At 40.2% G+C, this 16,018-nt stretch carries 12 protein-coding genes; 10 read left to right on the top strand and 2 right to left on the bottom strand.

The features are described from left to right. The first annotated feature begins 21 nt into the window (after positions 1–21). From mutY to D8855_RS02045, 5 genes are all read left to right on the top strand, one after another. On the top strand, positions 22–1,197 hold the full coding sequence (gene mutY / locus D8855_RS02065) for an A/G-specific adenine glycosylase (RefSeq protein ID WP_125415718.1): 1,176 nt from the start codon (positions 22–24) through the stop codon (positions 1,195–1,197). Positions 1,198–1,252: 55 nt separating this feature from the next. After that, positions 1,253–1,960: a response regulator YycF gene (gene yycF / locus D8855_RS02060; protein ID WP_000722072.1), complete on the top strand. Its 708-nt coding sequence runs from the start codon at positions 1,253–1,255 to the stop codon at positions 1,958–1,960. Beyond that, positions 1,953–3,302, top strand: coding sequence for a cell wall metabolism sensor histidine kinase VicK (gene vicK, locus D8855_RS02055; protein ID WP_042751232.1), 1,350 nt, complete (start codon positions 1,953–1,955; stop codon positions 3,300–3,302). The genes yycF and vicK overlap by 8 nt, the downstream gene beginning before the upstream one ends. A 1-nt stretch (position 3,303) precedes the next feature. Continuing rightward, the gene (locus D8855_RS02050; protein WP_000004964.1) at positions 3,304–4,113 is read left to right on the top strand and encodes an MBL fold metallo-hydrolase; all 810 of its coding nucleotides are present in this window, start codon (positions 3,304–3,306) and stop codon (positions 4,111–4,113) included. Positions 4,114–4,198: 85 nt separating this feature from the next. Continuing rightward, entirely contained in the window at positions 4,199–4,978 is a 780-nt protein-coding gene (locus D8855_RS02045) for a potassium channel family protein (RefSeq protein WP_049547101.1), read from the top strand. Positions 4,979–5,009: 31 nt separating this feature from the next. On the opposite strand, the gene D8855_RS02040 is transcribed toward D8855_RS02045, so the two are convergent. Together D8855_RS02040 and D8855_RS02035 are read right to left on the bottom strand one after the other, a co-directional pair. After that, positions 5,010–5,357, bottom strand: coding sequence for a DUF6568 family protein (locus D8855_RS02040; RefSeq protein ID WP_125415716.1), 348 nt, complete (start codon positions 5,355–5,357; stop codon positions 5,010–5,012). 110 nt (positions 5,358–5,467) lie between these two features. Beyond that, entirely contained in the window at positions 5,468–7,186 is a 1,719-nt protein-coding gene (locus D8855_RS02035) for a phospho-sugar mutase (protein WP_125415713.1), read from the bottom strand. 153 nt (positions 7,187–7,339) lie between these two features. Here D8855_RS02035 and D8855_RS02030 point away from each other — a divergent pair, with 153 nt between their 5' ends. From D8855_RS02030 to pulA, 5 genes are all read left to right on the top strand, one after another. After that, the gene (locus D8855_RS02030) at positions 7,340–9,241 is read left to right on the top strand and encodes an ABC transporter ATP-binding protein (RefSeq protein WP_125415710.1); all 1,902 of its coding nucleotides are present in this window, start codon (positions 7,340–7,342) and stop codon (positions 9,239–9,241) included. A gap of 1 nt (position 9,242) precedes the next feature. Continuing rightward, the gene (locus D8855_RS02025) at positions 9,243–10,106 is read left to right on the top strand and encodes an Rgg family transcriptional regulator (protein WP_125415707.1); all 864 of its coding nucleotides are present in this window, start codon (positions 9,243–9,245) and stop codon (positions 10,104–10,106) included. A gap of 79 nt (positions 10,107–10,185) precedes the next feature. Beyond that, a complete protein-coding gene (locus tag D8855_RS02020) occupies positions 10,186–11,364 on the top strand; it encodes an MFS transporter (protein ID WP_125415704.1) in 1,179 nt (392 codons plus the stop codon). A 92-nt stretch (positions 11,365–11,456) separates the two neighbouring features. Beyond that, a complete protein-coding gene (gene ligA / locus D8855_RS02015; protein ID WP_125415702.1) occupies positions 11,457–13,415 on the top strand; it encodes an NAD-dependent DNA ligase LigA in 1,959 nt (652 codons plus the stop codon). Between the two features lie 117 nt (positions 13,416–13,532). Beyond that, positions 13,533–15,812, top strand: a complete 2,280-nt coding sequence (gene pulA / locus D8855_RS02010) for a type I pullulanase (RefSeq protein WP_125415699.1) — start codon at positions 13,533–13,535, stop codon at positions 15,810–15,812. The last annotated feature ends 206 nt before the right edge of the window (positions 15,813–16,018 follow it).

The following is a 16,018-nucleotide window of genomic DNA, read 5'->3' as shown; positions in this document are numbered from 1 at the left end:
CTTCTGTGTTATACTAGAGATATGTTAGATTTGAAAGAATACGGTATCGTCATGTGGCCGGATGAGAAGATTGTTTCTTTCCGTGAGAAACTTCTTACCTGGTATGATGAAAACAAAAGAGATTTACCCTGGCGTAGAAGTAAAAATCCTTATCATATCTGGGTGTCTGAAATTATGCTCCAGCAGACTAGGGTGGATACAGTTATCCCTTACTACGAACGATTCTTGGCCTGGTTTCCAACAGTTGAAAGTTTGGCAACTGCCCCTGAAGAGCGTTTGTTGAAGGCTTGGGAAGGTTTGGGTTATTATTCTCGAGTTCGTAATATGCAGGCTGCAGCCCAGCAGATTATGACTGACTTTGGTGGTCAATTTCCAAATACCTATGAAGGAATTTCCAGCTTGAAAGGAATTGGACCTTACACTGCAGGAGCCATTTCCAGTATTGCTTTTAACTTGCCTGAGCCAGCTGTAGATGGTAATGTTATGCGAGTGCTGGCCCGTCTGTTTGAAGTTAATCATGATATCGGAGTTCCTAGCAATCGCAAAATTTTTCAGGCAATGATGGAAATCTTGATTGACCCAGAACGTCCGGGTGACTTTAATCAAGCTTTGATGGACTTAGGATCTGATATTGAGGCGCCTGTAAATCCCAGACCAGAAGAAAGCCCAGTTAAGGACTTTAGTGCGGCATATCAGAATGGCACAATGGACCGTTATCCAATTAAGGCTCCCAAGAAAAAGCCAATTCCCATTTATCTTAAAGCCTTAGTTGTGAAAAATTCTCAGGGACAATTTTTACTTGAAAAAAATGAAAGTGAAAAGCTCTTGGCAGGTTTTTGGCATTTCCCACTGGTAGAAGTAGATAACTTTTCACAAGAAGAGCAGTTTGACCTCTTTCACCAGGTTGCAGAAGAAAATGTGAACTTTGGTCCTAGTCCAGAAGAGAGTTTTCAGCAGGACTATGAGTTAGAAGTTGATTGGCTTGATGTTTATTTTGACACTGTCAAGCATGTCTTTAGTCATCGCAAGTGGCATGTTCAAATTGTAGCAGGCCAGGTGACTGACTTTCATAACTTTTCAGATAGGGAAGTTCGCTGGCTTTCACCAGAAGAGTTTAAGAATTACCCACTTGCCAAACCCCAACAAAAAATCTGGCAGGCTTATGCACAAGCCAACTTAGACAATAGCAAAGACTAGCTATTGTGTCTTCTTGTTATTTTTTTGATATAATAGTAGAGAAAAAGGTGAACAAATGAAAAAAATATTAATTGTAGATGATGAAAAACCAATCTCGGATATTATCAAGTTTAATATGACCAAGGAAGGTTACGAGGTTGTAACTGCTTTTAATGGTCGTGAAGCACTAGAACAATTTGAAGCAGAGCAACCGGATATTATTATTCTGGATTTGATGCTTCCAGAAATTGATGGTTTAGAAGTTGCTAAGACCATTCGTAAGACAAGTAGTGTGCCTATTATCATGCTTTCTGCTAAAGACAGTGAATTTGATAAGGTTATCGGTTTAGAGCTTGGAGCGGATGACTATGTAACCAAACCCTTCTCAAATCGTGAGTTGCAGGCGCGTGTTAAAGCTCTTCTTCGTCGTACGGACTTGGTTTCTGTAGATAATCAAGAGTCAGATGAAAAGAAAACCCAACCCTTGCAAATTGGGGACTTGGAGATTGTACCAGATGCTTATGTAGCTAAAAAATACGGTGAAGAACTAGACTTAACCCACCGTGAATTTGAGCTTTTGTATCACTTGGCTTCTCATATTGGTCAAGTGATTACCCGTGAACACTTGCTTGAAACGGTCTGGGGTTATGATTATTTCGGAGATGTTCGGACTGTTGACGTAACTATCAGACGTTTGCGTGAGAAGATTGAAGATACACCAAGTCGTCCAGAGTACATCCTAACACGTCGCGGTGTTGGTTATTATATGAGAAATAATGATTGAATTTATTAGAAAAAATATTCTTACTAGTGATTTTATCTTCATTTTAATTTTATTGGGTTTTATCTTGATTGTTACCTTGCTTTTGCTAGAAAATCGGCGAGATAATATTCGGTTGAAGCAAATTAATCAAAAGGTGAAAGACCTGATTGCAGGAGACTATTCTCAGGTATTGGATATGCAGGGAAGCTCTGAAATCACTAATATTACCAATAATCTCAATGATTTATCAGAAGTAATCCGTTTGACTCAAGAAAATCTGGAACAAGAGAGTAAACGATTACATAGTATCCTCTCTTATATGACGGACGGAGTCCTTGCGACCAATCGTCGTGGCAAGATTACCATGATTAATGACATGGCTAAGAAACAGTTAGGTGTTCAGAAAGAAGATGTTCTAAACAAAAGTATCCTAGAATTGCTTGAGATTGAAGATGAGTATGAACTTCGTGATTTGATTACCCAAGTTCCTGAGCTTATGATTGATTCTCAGGATGCCAATGGTGAATATCTGAGCCTTCGTGTACGTTTTGCCTTGGTTCGTCGAGAGTCTGGCTTTATCTCAGGTTTGGTTGCAGTTTTGCATGATACGACGGAGCAGGAGAAGGAAGAACGGGAACGGAGACTCTTTGTTTCCAACGTTAGTCATGAGCTACGAACGCCTCTGACTAGCGTAAAATCCTATCTTGAAGCCTTGGATGAGGGTGCCTTGTCAGAACCTGTCGCTCCAGACTTTATCAAGGTGTCTCTAGACGAAACAAACCGTATGATGCGGATGGTGACGGATCTTCTCCATCTTTCACGTATTGATAATGCAACCAGTCATCTAGATGTGGAACTGATTAACTTTACAGCTTTTATTACTTTTATTCTTAACCGTTTTGATAAGATGAGGGGATCAGATGAAGAGAAGAAATACGAATTGGTTAGAGATTATCCGATTACGTCTGTCTGGATTGAAATTGATACAGACAAAATGACGCAGGTGATTGATAATATTCTTAACAATGCCATTAAGTATTCACCAGATGGTGGGAAAATCACAGTGACCATGAAGACAACTGATGATCAGATGATTTTATCTATCTCAGACCAAGGTTTGGGTATTCCTAAGCAGGATTTACCACGTATTTTTGACCGTTTTTATCGTGTTGATCGTGCCAGAAGTCGTGCCCAAGGTGGTACAGGCCTAGGACTGTCTATTGCTAAAGAAATTATCAAACAACATAAGGGCTTTATTTGGGCCAAAAGTGAATACGGTAAGGGATCAACCTTTACCATCGTGCTCCCTTATGATAAGGATGCAGTGAAAGAAGAAGTATGGGAGGACGAAGTAGAAGACTAGAATGAGTGAAACAGGCTTTAAATACAGTATTTTAGCGTCGGGTTCCAGTGGAAATTCCTTTTATCTGGAAACCCCAAAAAAGAAACTTTTAGTGGATGCGGGCTTGTCAGGAAAGAAAATTACCAGCCTACTTGCTGAAATAAATCGCAAACCAGAAGACTTGGATGCTATCTTGATTACCCATGAGCATTCAGACCATATCCATGGAGTCGGTGTGTTGGCTCGCAAGTATGGTATGGATTTGTATGCTAATGAAAAGACCTGGCAGGCTATGGAAAATAGCAAGTATCTTGGCAAGGTGGATTCATCTCAGAAGCATATTTTTGAAATGGGCAAAACCAAAACCTTTGGAGATATCGACATTGAGAGTTTTGGTGTTAGCCACGATGCTGTTGCACCGCAGTTCTATCGCTTTATGAAGGATGATAAGAGTTTTGTAATGTTGACTGATACAGGTTATGTTAGTGATCGAATGGCAGGAATTGTCGAAAATGCGGACGGATATCTTATCGAGTCCAACCATGATGTAGAGATTTTACGAGCAGGTTCTTACGCTTGGCGACTCAAACAACGAATCCTATCGGATCTGGGTCACCTTTCTAACGAGGACGGTGCTGAAGCTATGATTCGGACACTTGGGAATCGCACTAAGAAAATCTACCTTGGACATTTATCTAAGGAAAATAATATCAAGGAACTGGCTCACATGACCATGGTCAATCAGCTGGCACAGGCTGATCTAGGTGTAGGAGTAGACTTTAAGGTATATGATACCTCACCAGATACCGCAACACCATTGACAGATATATAAAAAAGAAGGCGAGGGCCTTCTTTTTTATTTATCTAGTAGCGATTTGGTGTGGTATAATGTTTAAAAATGTTATAGGAGAAATGATGTGAAAAGAAAATGGTTATTTAAGGATTACTATGACACAACGATTATCATCCTTGCGTTGATATCTGTTGTTCTAGTCTTGCTTGGATTTGCTGAAATGATTGATTTAGACAGTCCTCCATACAGTATTATTGACTTACTACTTTGGTTTGTGTTTGTGGTAGATTATGGTTGGCGGTTCTTTTTAAGTAAAGGGAAATGGCGATTCATAATTGAAAATATTTTTGATCTGCTAGCTATCCTTCCTTTAAATGCTATTTTTACAGTATTTCGATTAGGGCGTATCTTCCGCTTAGCAAGACTGACAAAATTATTGAAACTGACTCGTTTACTTAGAATAATTGGACTTACAGGTAAATTAGAAAGAAAAATTAGTAAATTCTTACGGACAAATGGCCTGATTTATATATTTTATGTTAATATCTTTGTTGTTCTAGTAGGAAGTTCAATTTTATCTGTAGTTGAAGAAAAATCTTTTTCAGAAAGTCTTTGGTGGGCTCTTGTGACTGTAACGACAGTTGGTTATGGGGATATTGTTCCGACTTCGATCTTTGGTAAATGGTTAGCTGTTTTATTAATGCTTGTTGGTATTGGAACAATAGGAATGTTAACGAGTGCCTTGACGAACTTTTTTGTAAAAGATAATCCAGATGAACAGATAAAACTTGATAAACTCCAAGATGAATTGTCTAGTCAGAGAATACTACTTGAGAAGCAATCTGAGAAGATAGAAGAACTACATAGAATGATACAAGATTTGCTTGAAAAAACGCAATTTTGACCATTTAAAAACCACTCGATGAGTGGCTTTTTTACAATCCTGCAAATTCTTTGATTTCTTGTGCTGACATTGAAGAGTCGCAACGGACATTGATTTGTCCATCTGCAATATGAACGAAGCCTGGTACAGTTGGGATTCCGTAGCGTGAGCGGAATACTTGCAACTCATTGAGTTGGCTTGGTTCTTCACTGTTGATGAAGTAGATGTGAGCTTTAGTTTCAGCTACGACACCTGCCAATGTGCCAGCAAATTTACGGCAGTAAGGGCAAGTTTTACGACCAATAAAGAAGGTTGCAGTTTCTTTTTTATCAAGAGCTTCTTGCGCACGCGCAACTGTAGTGACTTCAAGGTCTTTGATATTATCTAAAAATTGTTCCATGAGATTACCTCGCTTTCATTGATAAGTCTAGTATGCCATAAAGTTTCTAAAATTGCTTAGATTTGATACGAAAAAAGATGAGATTGGCTGGTCTCATCTTTTATAGGGCTTTATTTTACAAAAGCATTGATTTCTGCTTCGATGTTAGCAATTTTAGCTTGTGATTCTTCGTTGGTTTCACCTACAACTGCAATGTAGAACTTGATTTTTGGTTCTGTCCCTGAAGGGCGAACGGCAATCCACGAACCGTCAGCAAGTGTGTATTTCAACACATCACTTGGAGGAGTTGTCAAGTTTGTAACAGTGCCGTCAGCAGCAGTAGCTGTTTGAGCTTTGAAGTCTTCTACGACAGTGATAGCTGTTGCATTCCATTCTTTTGGAGCATTGTTGCGGAATTTAGTCATAATCGCTTTGATTTGTTCAGCACCATCGACACCTGAAAGAGTAACAGAGATTGTTTTTTCTGCGTAGTAGCCATACTCTTTGTAGATTTCTTCGATACCGTCAGCAAGGGTCAAACCACGTGAACGGTAGTAGGCAGCAAGTTCAGCAACGACAAGAACAGCTTGGATAGCGTCTTTATCACGTACGAATGGTTTAATCAAGTAACCGAAGCTTTCTTCAAATCCCATCATGTAAGTGTGATTGTGTTTTTCTTCGAATTCTTGGATTTTTTCAGCGATGAATTTGAAACCAGTCAGAACGTTGAACATAGTTGCGCCGTAGCTTTCAGCAATCTTCGTTACCAAGTCAGTTGATACGATAGATTTGCAAAGGGCTGCATTTTCAGGCAGAGTTCCGGCATTTTTGTGGGCTTCCAAGATGTATTTTGCCATGATAGCACCGATTTGGTTACCTGAAAGGTTGAGGTAGCTACCATCTTTTTGAAGAACTTCAACACCAACACGGTCAGCATCAGGGTCAGTTGCCACAAGAACATCTGCACCAACTTGACGACCAAGTTCTTCAGCAAGGGCAAAGGCTGCTTGGCTTTCTGGGTTTGGAGATTTTACAGTTGAGAAGTCTGGGTCAGGAGTTGCTTGCGCTTCAACGACTTGAACAGAGTCAAATCCTGCTTGGGCAAGAGCACGACGAGCCAACATTTCACCAGTACCATGAAGTGGTGTGTATACAATTTTCATGTCTTTACCGAATTCTTCAATCAAGGCTGGGTTGATGTTTACGTCCTTAACCTCTTTAAGGTATTCTACGTCAACAGCTTCGCCGATAACTTCAATTAAGCCAGAAGCTTTTTCAGCTTCCACATCAGCAACTTCAACTGCAAATGGATTTTCGATTGCACGAATGTATGTTGTCAAAGCGTCTGCATCGTGTGGAGGCATTTGTCCACCGTCTTCACCGTAAACCTTGTAACCGTTAAATGGTGCTGGGTTGTGGCTAGCTGTGACCATGATACCTGCGAAACAGTTGAGGTGACGAACTGCAAATGATAGTTCTGGAGTTGGACGAAGGCTTTCAAATACGTAAGATTTGATGCCGTGTTTAGCAAGAACGGCCGCAGACTCAAAGGCAAACTCAGGTGAGAAGTGACGGCTATCGTAGGCAATTGCCACACCACGTTCTTTTTCATTTCCACCTTTTGACTCGATCAAACGAGCCAATCCTTCAGTAGCTTGGCGAACAACGTAGATGTTGATGCGGTTTGTACCAGCACCAATCAGGCCACGCATGCCTGCAGTACCAAATTCAAGATTTGTATAGAAGGCATCTTCCTTTGTTTTTTCGTCCATATTTTCCAAATCTTGACGAAGGTAGTCAGGAAGCTCCGCAAAATCAACCCATTTCTGGTAATTTTCTTGGTAAGACATTAAAATTCTCCTTTTTGTAAATTGTTTTAACCGTTCACATTATAGCACTTTTTAGCGTTTTAGTAAAACGGTAGCATAATTTTCAGAAAAGTGGTATCATCTGCCGGCTTATCAAGTCTTGAATGCCTTAGGGAAACATGCTATACTACTCTTATGATTATTTTACAAGCTAATAAAATTGAACGTTCTTTTGCAGGAGAAGTTCTTTTTGATAATATTAACCTACAAGTTGATGAACGAGATCGGATAGCCCTTGTTGGGAAAAATGGTGCAGGTAAGTCTACTCTTTTGAAGATTTTAGTTGGAGAAGAGGAGCCAACTAGTGGAGAAATCAATAAGAAAAAAGATATTTCTCTGTCTTACCTAGCCCAAGATAGCCGTTTTGAGTCTGAAAATACCATCTACGATGAGATACTTCATGTCTTTGATGACCTGCGTCAGACTGAGAAACAACTTCGTCAGATGGAGTTGGAGATGGGTGAAAAGTCTGGTGAAGATTTGGATAAACTGATGTTAGATTACGACCGCTTATCTGAGAATTTTCGCCAAGCAGGTGGCTTTACCTATGAAGCTGATATACGAGCGATTTTGAATGGATTCAAGTTTGACGAATCTATGTGGCAGATGAAAATTGCCGAGCTTTCGGGTGGTCAAAATACTCGTCTGGCACTTGCCAAAATGCTCCTTGAAAAGCCAAATCTCTTGGTCTTGGACGAGCCAACCAACCACTTGGATATTGAAACCATTGCCTGGCTAGAGAATTACTTGGTAAACTATAGCGGTGCCCTCATTATTGTCAGCCACGACCGTTATTTCTTGGACAAGGTTGCGACAATTACGCTAGATTTGACCAAGCATTCCTTGGATCGCTATGTGGGAAATTACTCTCGTTTTGTCGAGTTGAAGGAGCGAAAGCTAGCTACTGAAGCAAAAAATTATGAAAAGCAGCAGAAGGAGATCGCTGCTCTGGAAGACTTTGTCAATCGCAATTTAGTCCGAGCTTCAACGACCAAACGTGCCCAATCTCGACGTAAACAACTGGAAAAAATGGAACGTTTGGACAAGCCTGAAGCTGGTAAGAAAGCAGCCAACATGACCTTCCAGTCTGAAAAAACGTCGGGCAATGTTGTTTTGACTGTTGAAAATGCAGCTATTGGCTATGATGGGGAAGTCCTGTCACAACCGATTAACCTAGACCTTCGTAAGATGAATGCTGTCGCCATCGTTGGTCCCAATGGTATTGGCAAGTCAACCTTTATCAAGTCTATTGTGGACCATATTCCTTTTATCAAGGGTGAGAAGCGCTTTGGCGCTAATGTTGAGGTTGGTTACTATGACCAAACCCAAAGCAAGCTGACACCAAGTAATACGGTACTTGATGAACTTTGGAATGATTTTAAACTGACACCAGAAGTTGAAATCCGTAACCGTCTAGGTGCCTTCCTTTTCTCAGGAGATGATGTTAAAAAATCAGTTGGCATGCTGTCTGGTGGCGAAAAAGCTCGTTTGCTTTTAGCTAAATTGTCCATGGAAAACAACAACTTCTTGATTCTGGATGAGCCAACCAACCACTTGGATATTGATAGCAAGGAAGTGTTGGAAAATGCCTTGATTGACTTTGATGGAACTCTTCTATTCGTCAGTCACGACCGTTACTTTATCAATCGTGTGGCAACTCATGTACTGGAATTGTCTGAGAATGGATCAACTCTCTATCTTGGAGATTACGATTACTATGTTGAGAAGAAAGCAGAAGTAGAAATGATTCAAACTGAGGAAGCTTCAACCAGCAATCAAGCAAAAGAAGCAAGCTCAGTTAATGACTATCAAGCTCAGAAAGAAAGTCAAAAAGAAGTTCGTAAGCTCATGCGACAAATCGAAAGTCTAGAAGCTGAAATTGAAGAGTTAGAAAGTCAAAGTCAAGCGATTTCTGAACAAATGTTGGAAACAAACGATGCCGATAAACTGATGGAATTGCAGGCTGAGCTGGACAAAATCAGCCATCGTCAGGAAGAAGCTATGCTTGAATGGGAAGAATTATCAGAGCAGGTGTAAGATGGAAAATCTTGGAAAAGTATTTCGTGAATTTCGAACAAGTGGAAATTATTCTTTAAAGGAGGCGGCAGGGGAGTCCTGTTCGACCTCTCAGTTATCTCGCTTTGAGCTTGGGGAGTCTGACCTAGCAGTCTCACGTTTCTTTGAGATTTTGGATAACATTCATGTAACAATCGAAAATTTCATGGATAAGGCTAGGGATTTCCATAATCATGAACATGTTGCCATGATGGGACAAATTGTACCCCTTTACTACTCAAATGATATTGCAGGTTTTCAAAAGCTTCAAAGAGAACAACTTGAAAAGGCTAAGAGTTCGACGAATCCCCTTTATTTTGAGCTGAACTGGATTTTGCTACAAGGTCTGATTTGTCAAAGAGATTCGAGTTATGATATGAAGCAAGATGATTTGGATAAGGTGGCAGATTATCTCTTCAAAACAGAAGAATGGACCATGTATGAGTTGATTCTTTTCGGGAACCTCTATAGTTTCTACGATGTGGACTATGTAACTCGGATTGGTAGAGAAGTTATGGAGAGGGAGGAATTTTATCAAGAAATTGGTCGCCATAGAAAACTGGTCTTGATTTTAGCCCTTAATTGTTACCAGCATTGTTTAGAGCATCTTTCTTTTGACAATGCAAGCTATTTTGAGGCTTATACAGAGAAGATTATTGGTAAAGGGATCAAACTGTATGAGCGTAATATTTTCCATTATCTAAAAGGCTTTTCCTTGTACCAAAAAGGACAGTGTAAAGAAGGCTGTAAGCAGATGAAAGAGGCCATGCATATTTTTGTCGTGCTAGGTCTTCCAGAACAAGTAGACTATTATCAGGAACACTACAAAAAATTTATCAAAGATTAATTTTCCCAAATAAGGGAAAAATGAAAAAGCTCCTTTCAGTTTTGATACAATAGTTTCAAAATTTGAGAGGAGTTTTTATATGAATCGCTATGCAGTACAGTTGATTAGTCGCGGAGCTGTTAACAAGATAGGGAATATGCTCTATGATTATGGAAATAGTGTCTGGTTGGCTTCCATGGGAACTATCGGAAAGACAGTTTTAGGAATGTATCAGATTTCTGAACTCGTCACATCTATTCTCGTAAATCCCTTTGGTGGAGTTATTTCAGACCGATTTTCTCGTCGTAAGATTTTAATGGTGACAGACCTTGTTTGTGGGATTCTTTGTCTGGCTATTTCTTTTATAAGGAATGACAGCTGGATGATTGGCGCTTTGATTTTTGCCAATATTGTGCAGGCTATTGCTTTTGCCTTTTCTAGACCGGCAAATAAGGCCATTATCACAGAATTGGTAGAGAAGGATGAACTGGTCCTCTACAATTCTCGTTTGGAATTGGTGATGCAGGTTGTCAGTGTGAGTTCCCCTGTACTCTCTTTTCTGGTTTTACAATTCGCAATTCTTCGCGTTACCTTGGTATTAGATGCTCTTAGTTTTTTTCTCGCTTTTGGCTTGGTAGCCCTGCTTCCAAAAAAAGAAGATAAAACTTTGGGGGAGAAGAAACTTACATTCAGAGTTATTTTTTCTGATATCAAGGAGGGGGTTCACTATATTGTAAAACAAAAGGAAATCTTCTTTTTGTTAGTCATGGCTTCAAGTGTCAATTTTTTCTTTGCAGCTTTTAATTACCTCCTTCCCTTTTCAAATCAGCTCTATGGAGTACAAGGTGCCTATGCCACTATTTTGACAATGGGTGCTATCGGATCTATTGTTGGGGCGTTGTTAGCTAGTAAGATTAAAGCTAGTATGGAAATGCTTTTATTTTTATTGGCACTGACTGGACTTGGAGTGATGATAATGGGATTTACCCTCCCCTCCTATCTTGCTTTTTCAGGAAATTTCATTTGTGAATTATTTATGACGATTTTTAATATTCACTTTTTTACTCAGGTACAAACTAAGGTTGAAGGTGAATATCTTGGTAGAGTTCTCAGTTCGATTTATACCTTAGCTATATTATTTATGCCTATTGCAACAGGTTTAATGACCTTGCTTCCAAGTGTACATCTTTATTCTTTCTTGATTATTGGACTTGGAGTTGTAGCCTTATCTTTCTTAGCTCTCGGATATGTTCGAACTCATTTTGAAAAAGAGACATAAGTTTGCTTGGACTTTAAAAATAATTCCAATCTAAGTGTTTTTTCCGCCCTTCTTGTTTGTGAGAAGGGCTTAATTTATGGTAAAATAGTTTTATGAATAAAAGAATGAATGAGTTGGTCGCCTTGCTCAATCGCTATGCGACTGAGTACTATACCAGCGATAATCCCTCGGTTTCAGACAGTGAGTATGATCGCCTTTACCGAGAGTTGGTTGAGTTAGAAACTGCCTATCCAGATCAAGTGCTAGCAGACAGTCCTACCCATCGTGTTGGTGGCAAGGTTTTAGATGGTTTTGAAAAATACAGTCATCAGTATCCTCTTTATAGTTTGCAGGATGCTTTTTCACGTGAGGAGCTTGAAGCTTTTGATGCGCGTGTTCGTAAGGAAGTGGCTCATCCGACCTATATTTGTGAGCTGAAAATCGATGGTTTGTCTATCTCGCTTACTTATGAAAAGGGGATTTTAGTTGTTGGTGCAACACGTGGAGACGGTTCTGTTGGGGAGAATATCACGGAAAACCTCAAGCGTGTTAAGGACATTCCTTTGACCTTGCCAGAAGAACTAGATATCACAGTTCGTGGGGAATGTTACATGCCACGCGCTTCTTTTGACCAGGTTAACCAAGCTCGCCAAGAAAATGGAGAGTCTGAATTTGCCAATCCTCGTAATGCGGCAGCAGGCACTCTGCGACAGTTGGATACAGCAGTAGTTGCCAAGCGCAATCTTGCGACTTTCCTCTATCAAGAAGCCAGCCCTTCAACTCGTGATAGTCAAGAAAAGGTTTTGAAGCACCTAGAACAGCTTGGTTTTGTGGTCAATCCTAAGCGAATCTTGGCTGAAAATATAGATGAAATCTGGAATTTTATCCAAGAAGTAGGACAGGAACGGGAGAATCTGCCTTATGATATCGATGGGGTGGTGATCAAGGTCAATGATTTAGCAAGCCAAGAAGAACTCGGTTTTACCGTCAAGGCTCCAAAGTGGGCAGTAGCCTACAAGTTTCCTGCTGAGGAAAAAGAAGCTAAACTCTTATCAGTTGATTGGACAGTAGGTCGTACTGGAGTTGTCACGCCAACTGCAAATCTCACACCAGTACAACTAGCTGGTACAACTGTTAGCCGTGCGACCCTGCACAATGTGGATTATATTGCTGAAAAAGATATCCGCAAAGACGACACGGTTATCGTCTATAAGGCTGGAGATATCATCCCTGCCGTTTTACGTGTGGTAGAATCCAAACGGGTTTCTGAAGAAAAACTAGATATCCCTACAAACTGTCCAAGTTGTGACTCTGATTTGTTGCACTTTGAAGATGAAGTAGCCCTGCGTTGTATCAATCCGCGTTGCCCTGCCCAAATCATGGAAGGTTTGATCCACTTTGCTTCTCGTGATGCTATGAATATTACAGGCCTTGGTCCATCTATTGTTGAGAAGCTTTTCGCTGCCAATTTAGTCAAGGATGTGGCGGATATTTACCGTTTAAAAGAAGAAGATTTCCTCCTTTTAGAGGGGGTTAAGGAAAAGTCCGCTGCTAAACTGTATCAGGCTATCCAAGCATCAAAGGAAAATTCTGCTGAAAAACTCTTGTTTGGACTAGGGATTCGCCATGTCGGAAGCAAGGCTAGTCAGCTATTACTTCAACATTTCCATTCAATTGAAAATCTGGCTCAGGCAGATCCAGAGGAAGTGGCTAGTATTGAAAGTCTGGGTGGTGTGATTGCCAAGAGTCTTCAGACATATTTTGCGACAGAAGGCTCTGAAATTCTACTTAAAGAATTAAAAGAAGCTGGGGTCAATCTGGATTATAAAGGTCAGACGGTAGTAGCGGATGCAGTCTTGTCAGGTTTGACCGTGGTATTGACTGGAAAATTGGAACGGCTCAAGCGCTCAGAAGCTAAAAGTAAACTCGAAAGTCTGGGTGCCAAGGTAACAGGCAGTGTTTCTAAAAAGACCGATCTCGTCGTGGCAGGAGCAGATGCTGGAAGTAAACTGCAAAAAGCACAAGAACTTGGTATCGAGGTTCGAGATGAAGCTTGGCTAGAAAACTTGTAATAATCGTTTAAAATCAGAGTTTGGATAATATTACTATGTTTGATAGTCGTGACAAAATTGGTCAAGAATTTATTAGTGAAATAGAAAGAAAATAGAAGTAAAAAGGAAAAATAAACAATGTATAACTACCCTATGCGCATTCATTACCATCGCAAGAATGGTGAATACGATACTTGCTCTTTTGTGAAAAGTCATGACCAGCGAATTGATTTGCTGACCTACAAAGAAGATTATTTTGGGGCTTTATTTAGTTTTGAACACCCAAGTGCTCATGCCCTAGAAAGCTTGAATTTTGTGGTTCATACAGGTCAAACCAGTAAGGAATATGCTATCCGTTTTAATCACTATCCCCTATTAACAGAGGTCTGGATTTTGGAAGGGGATGACAGAATTTATTATTCTGAAAATCCTGCTATTGCCAGTCCTTTCTATAAAAATCAAAATCCTTTTGCCTTTGATAAGGCCATTAACAGTGCTAGTTTTGACCACCATTGGGGTTACCAAGGTGAATTGGGGTGCCGTGTAGAGGATAATCAAGCTCATTTTGCTCTCTGGGCTCCAACAGCGACAGAAGTGCAGGTAGTTGTTTATGAATCTGCCGCTAACAATGCTCCTGTTTGGAAGACTTTTGAGATGGAAAGAGGCAATAGCTACTCTTATAACCATAAAGACAATACAATCGGTGTCTGGAGTTTGGATGTTGATGAAGATTTGACTGGTAAGGCTTATCAGTATCAAGTCCAATTCCCTCATCACCAGACACTGACACGTGACCCTTACACAATCGCGACCAGTCCTGATGGCAAACGTTCAGCTATCCTGAGTCATGCAGAAAAGCAAGTTGAAGGCTTCGAGGTCAAGCACGGTTCTGAGGCTACTTGGCGTTTGACAAATCCATGTAAGGCAGTTATCTGTGAAATGCACATTCGTGATTTGACCAAATCACCGACCTCGGGTGTGGATGAACATCTTCGAGGAACTTTCTTGGGTGCTGCTCAGACTGGAACGGTTAACCAGTACGGTCAAGCAACTGCTTTTGATTACATCAAAGAGATTGGCTACAATTATGTTCAGTTGCAACCAATTGCAGACCGTCACAAAGAATATGATGCTGATGGGAATGTAACCTACAACTGGGGTTATGATCCACAAAACTATAATGCACCAGAAACGAGCCTTTCAACCAATCCAGATGATCCAGCTCAGGTCATTCGTGATTTGAAGACCATGGTTCAAGCCTATCACGATGCGGGCATTGGTGTCATTATGGATGTGGTCTATAACCATACCTTCTCAGTTGTTGATGCACCTTTCCAAACAACTGTCCCTGATTACTATTATCGTATGAACCCAGATGGCACCTTCCAGAATGGAACAGGTGTTGGAAATGAAACAGCCAGCGAACATGAAATGTTCCGCAAGTATATGATTGATTCTCTTCTATACTGGGTGCAGGAATACAATATTGACGGCTTCCGTTTTGATTTGATGGGGATTCATGATGTTAAGACCATGCAGATGATTCGTCAGAGCTTGGATGAAATCGACCCTAACATTATCCTCTATGGAGAAGGTTGGGATATGGGAACAGGTCTTGCCCCTTATGATAAGGCTAAGAAAGACAATGCCTACCAGATGCCAAGTATTGGTTTCTTTAATGACAATCAGCGTGATGCTGTAAAAGGTGGAGAAGTTTATGGTGCTATCAAGTCAGGTTTTGTTAGTGGTGCTGCGACAGAGCCAATTCTTGCCAAAGCAATTCTAGGCAGTCGTGAATTAGGTACCTATACACATCCAAACCAAGTACTTAACTATGTGGAAGCCCATGACAATTACAATCTTCACGATTTGTTGGCAACCCTACATCCAGACCAAAGTTCAGAGCAAATCATGCGCAAGGTTGAGACAGCCACAGCTATGAACCTACTCATGCAGGGGATGGCCTTTATGGAAATCGGTCAAGAATTTGGTCGTACCAAACTGGTTGCGACTGGTGAAAATGGTGAGCTGACCCATGATGATAGAGAACGTGCTATGAATAGCTATAATGCTCCAGACAGTGTGAACCAAGTGAACTGGGACTTGCTTAATGAGCGTCAAGATAGTATTGAGTTTATCCGTCAGATGATTCGATTGAAGACAGAAAGCAGTGCCTTTTCTTACTCAACTTATGATGAGATTTACCATCATGTTTTTGTTCATTCAGCCAACGAACATAGTGGTTGGATTGTCTATGAGATTCAAGGGGAAGAACATTTACTGGTTGTATTTAATGCTAAAGGGCAAGACTTCCAGTTTGAAAATGCTGGAAATCTAGAACTATTGGTGACCAATAGCCATTTAAGTGATAAAGATATGGTTGGTGGCGTCAGTGCCAGCGTCTTTAAAGTTTTGTAGAATAGATTTACAATTTAAATTCATTTGTGGTGCTTTATCTGTTAATAAAATCAGGAGATTCGTTTCCTGATTTATTTTTTTACTTAAAATTATATTTTTGTTAGCTAAATAACGAACTTTATGATAGTATTATAAAAAAACAATTCGTTTTCAAAGCGTTTCTGAAAATTTCTTGATTTACAAGTGAACACATCAGTGAATTTGTT

The organism is Streptococcus mitis (assembly GCF_003942685.1).
In the GTDB taxonomy this organism is placed as follows: Bacteria; Bacillota; Bacilli; order Lactobacillales; family Streptococcaceae; genus Streptococcus; species Streptococcus mitis_CD.
Note: the sequence above shows the minus strand (reverse complement) of the source record. Positions and strands in the feature narration are given on the sequence as shown.

Excerpts from the sequence above, each read along its gene's own strand:
- mutY (WP_125415718.1), top strand. The coding sequence starts at position 22 with ATGTTAGATTTGAAAGAATACGGTATCGTCATGTGGCCGGATGAGAAG.
- yycF (WP_000722072.1), top strand. The coding sequence starts at position 1,253 with ATGAAAAAAATATTAATTGTAGATGATGAAAAACCAATCTCGGATATT.
- vicK (WP_042751232.1), top strand. The coding sequence starts at position 1,953 with ATGATTGAATTTATTAGAAAAAATATTCTTACTAGTGATTTTATCTTC.
- D8855_RS02050 (WP_000004964.1), top strand. The coding sequence starts at position 3,304 with ATGAGTGAAACAGGCTTTAAATACAGTATTTTAGCGTCGGGTTCCAGT.
- D8855_RS02040 (WP_125415716.1), bottom strand. The coding sequence starts at position 5,357 with ATGGAACAATTTTTAGATAATATCAAAGACCTTGAAGTCACTACAGTT.
- D8855_RS02035 (WP_125415713.1), bottom strand. The coding sequence starts at position 7,186 with ATGTCTTACCAAGAAAATTACCAGAAATGGGTTGATTTTGCGGAGCTT.
- D8855_RS02030 (WP_125415710.1), top strand. The coding sequence starts at position 7,340 with ATGATTATTTTACAAGCTAATAAAATTGAACGTTCTTTTGCAGGAGAA.
- D8855_RS02025 (WP_125415707.1), top strand. The coding sequence starts at position 9,243 with ATGGAAAATCTTGGAAAAGTATTTCGTGAATTTCGAACAAGTGGAAAT.
- D8855_RS02020 (WP_125415704.1), top strand. The coding sequence starts at position 10,186 with ATGAATCGCTATGCAGTACAGTTGATTAGTCGCGGAGCTGTTAACAAG.
- ligA (WP_125415702.1), top strand. The coding sequence starts at position 11,457 with ATGAATAAAAGAATGAATGAGTTGGTCGCCTTGCTCAATCGCTATGCG.
- pulA (WP_125415699.1), top strand. The coding sequence starts at position 13,533 with ATGTATAACTACCCTATGCGCATTCATTACCATCGCAAGAATGGTGAA.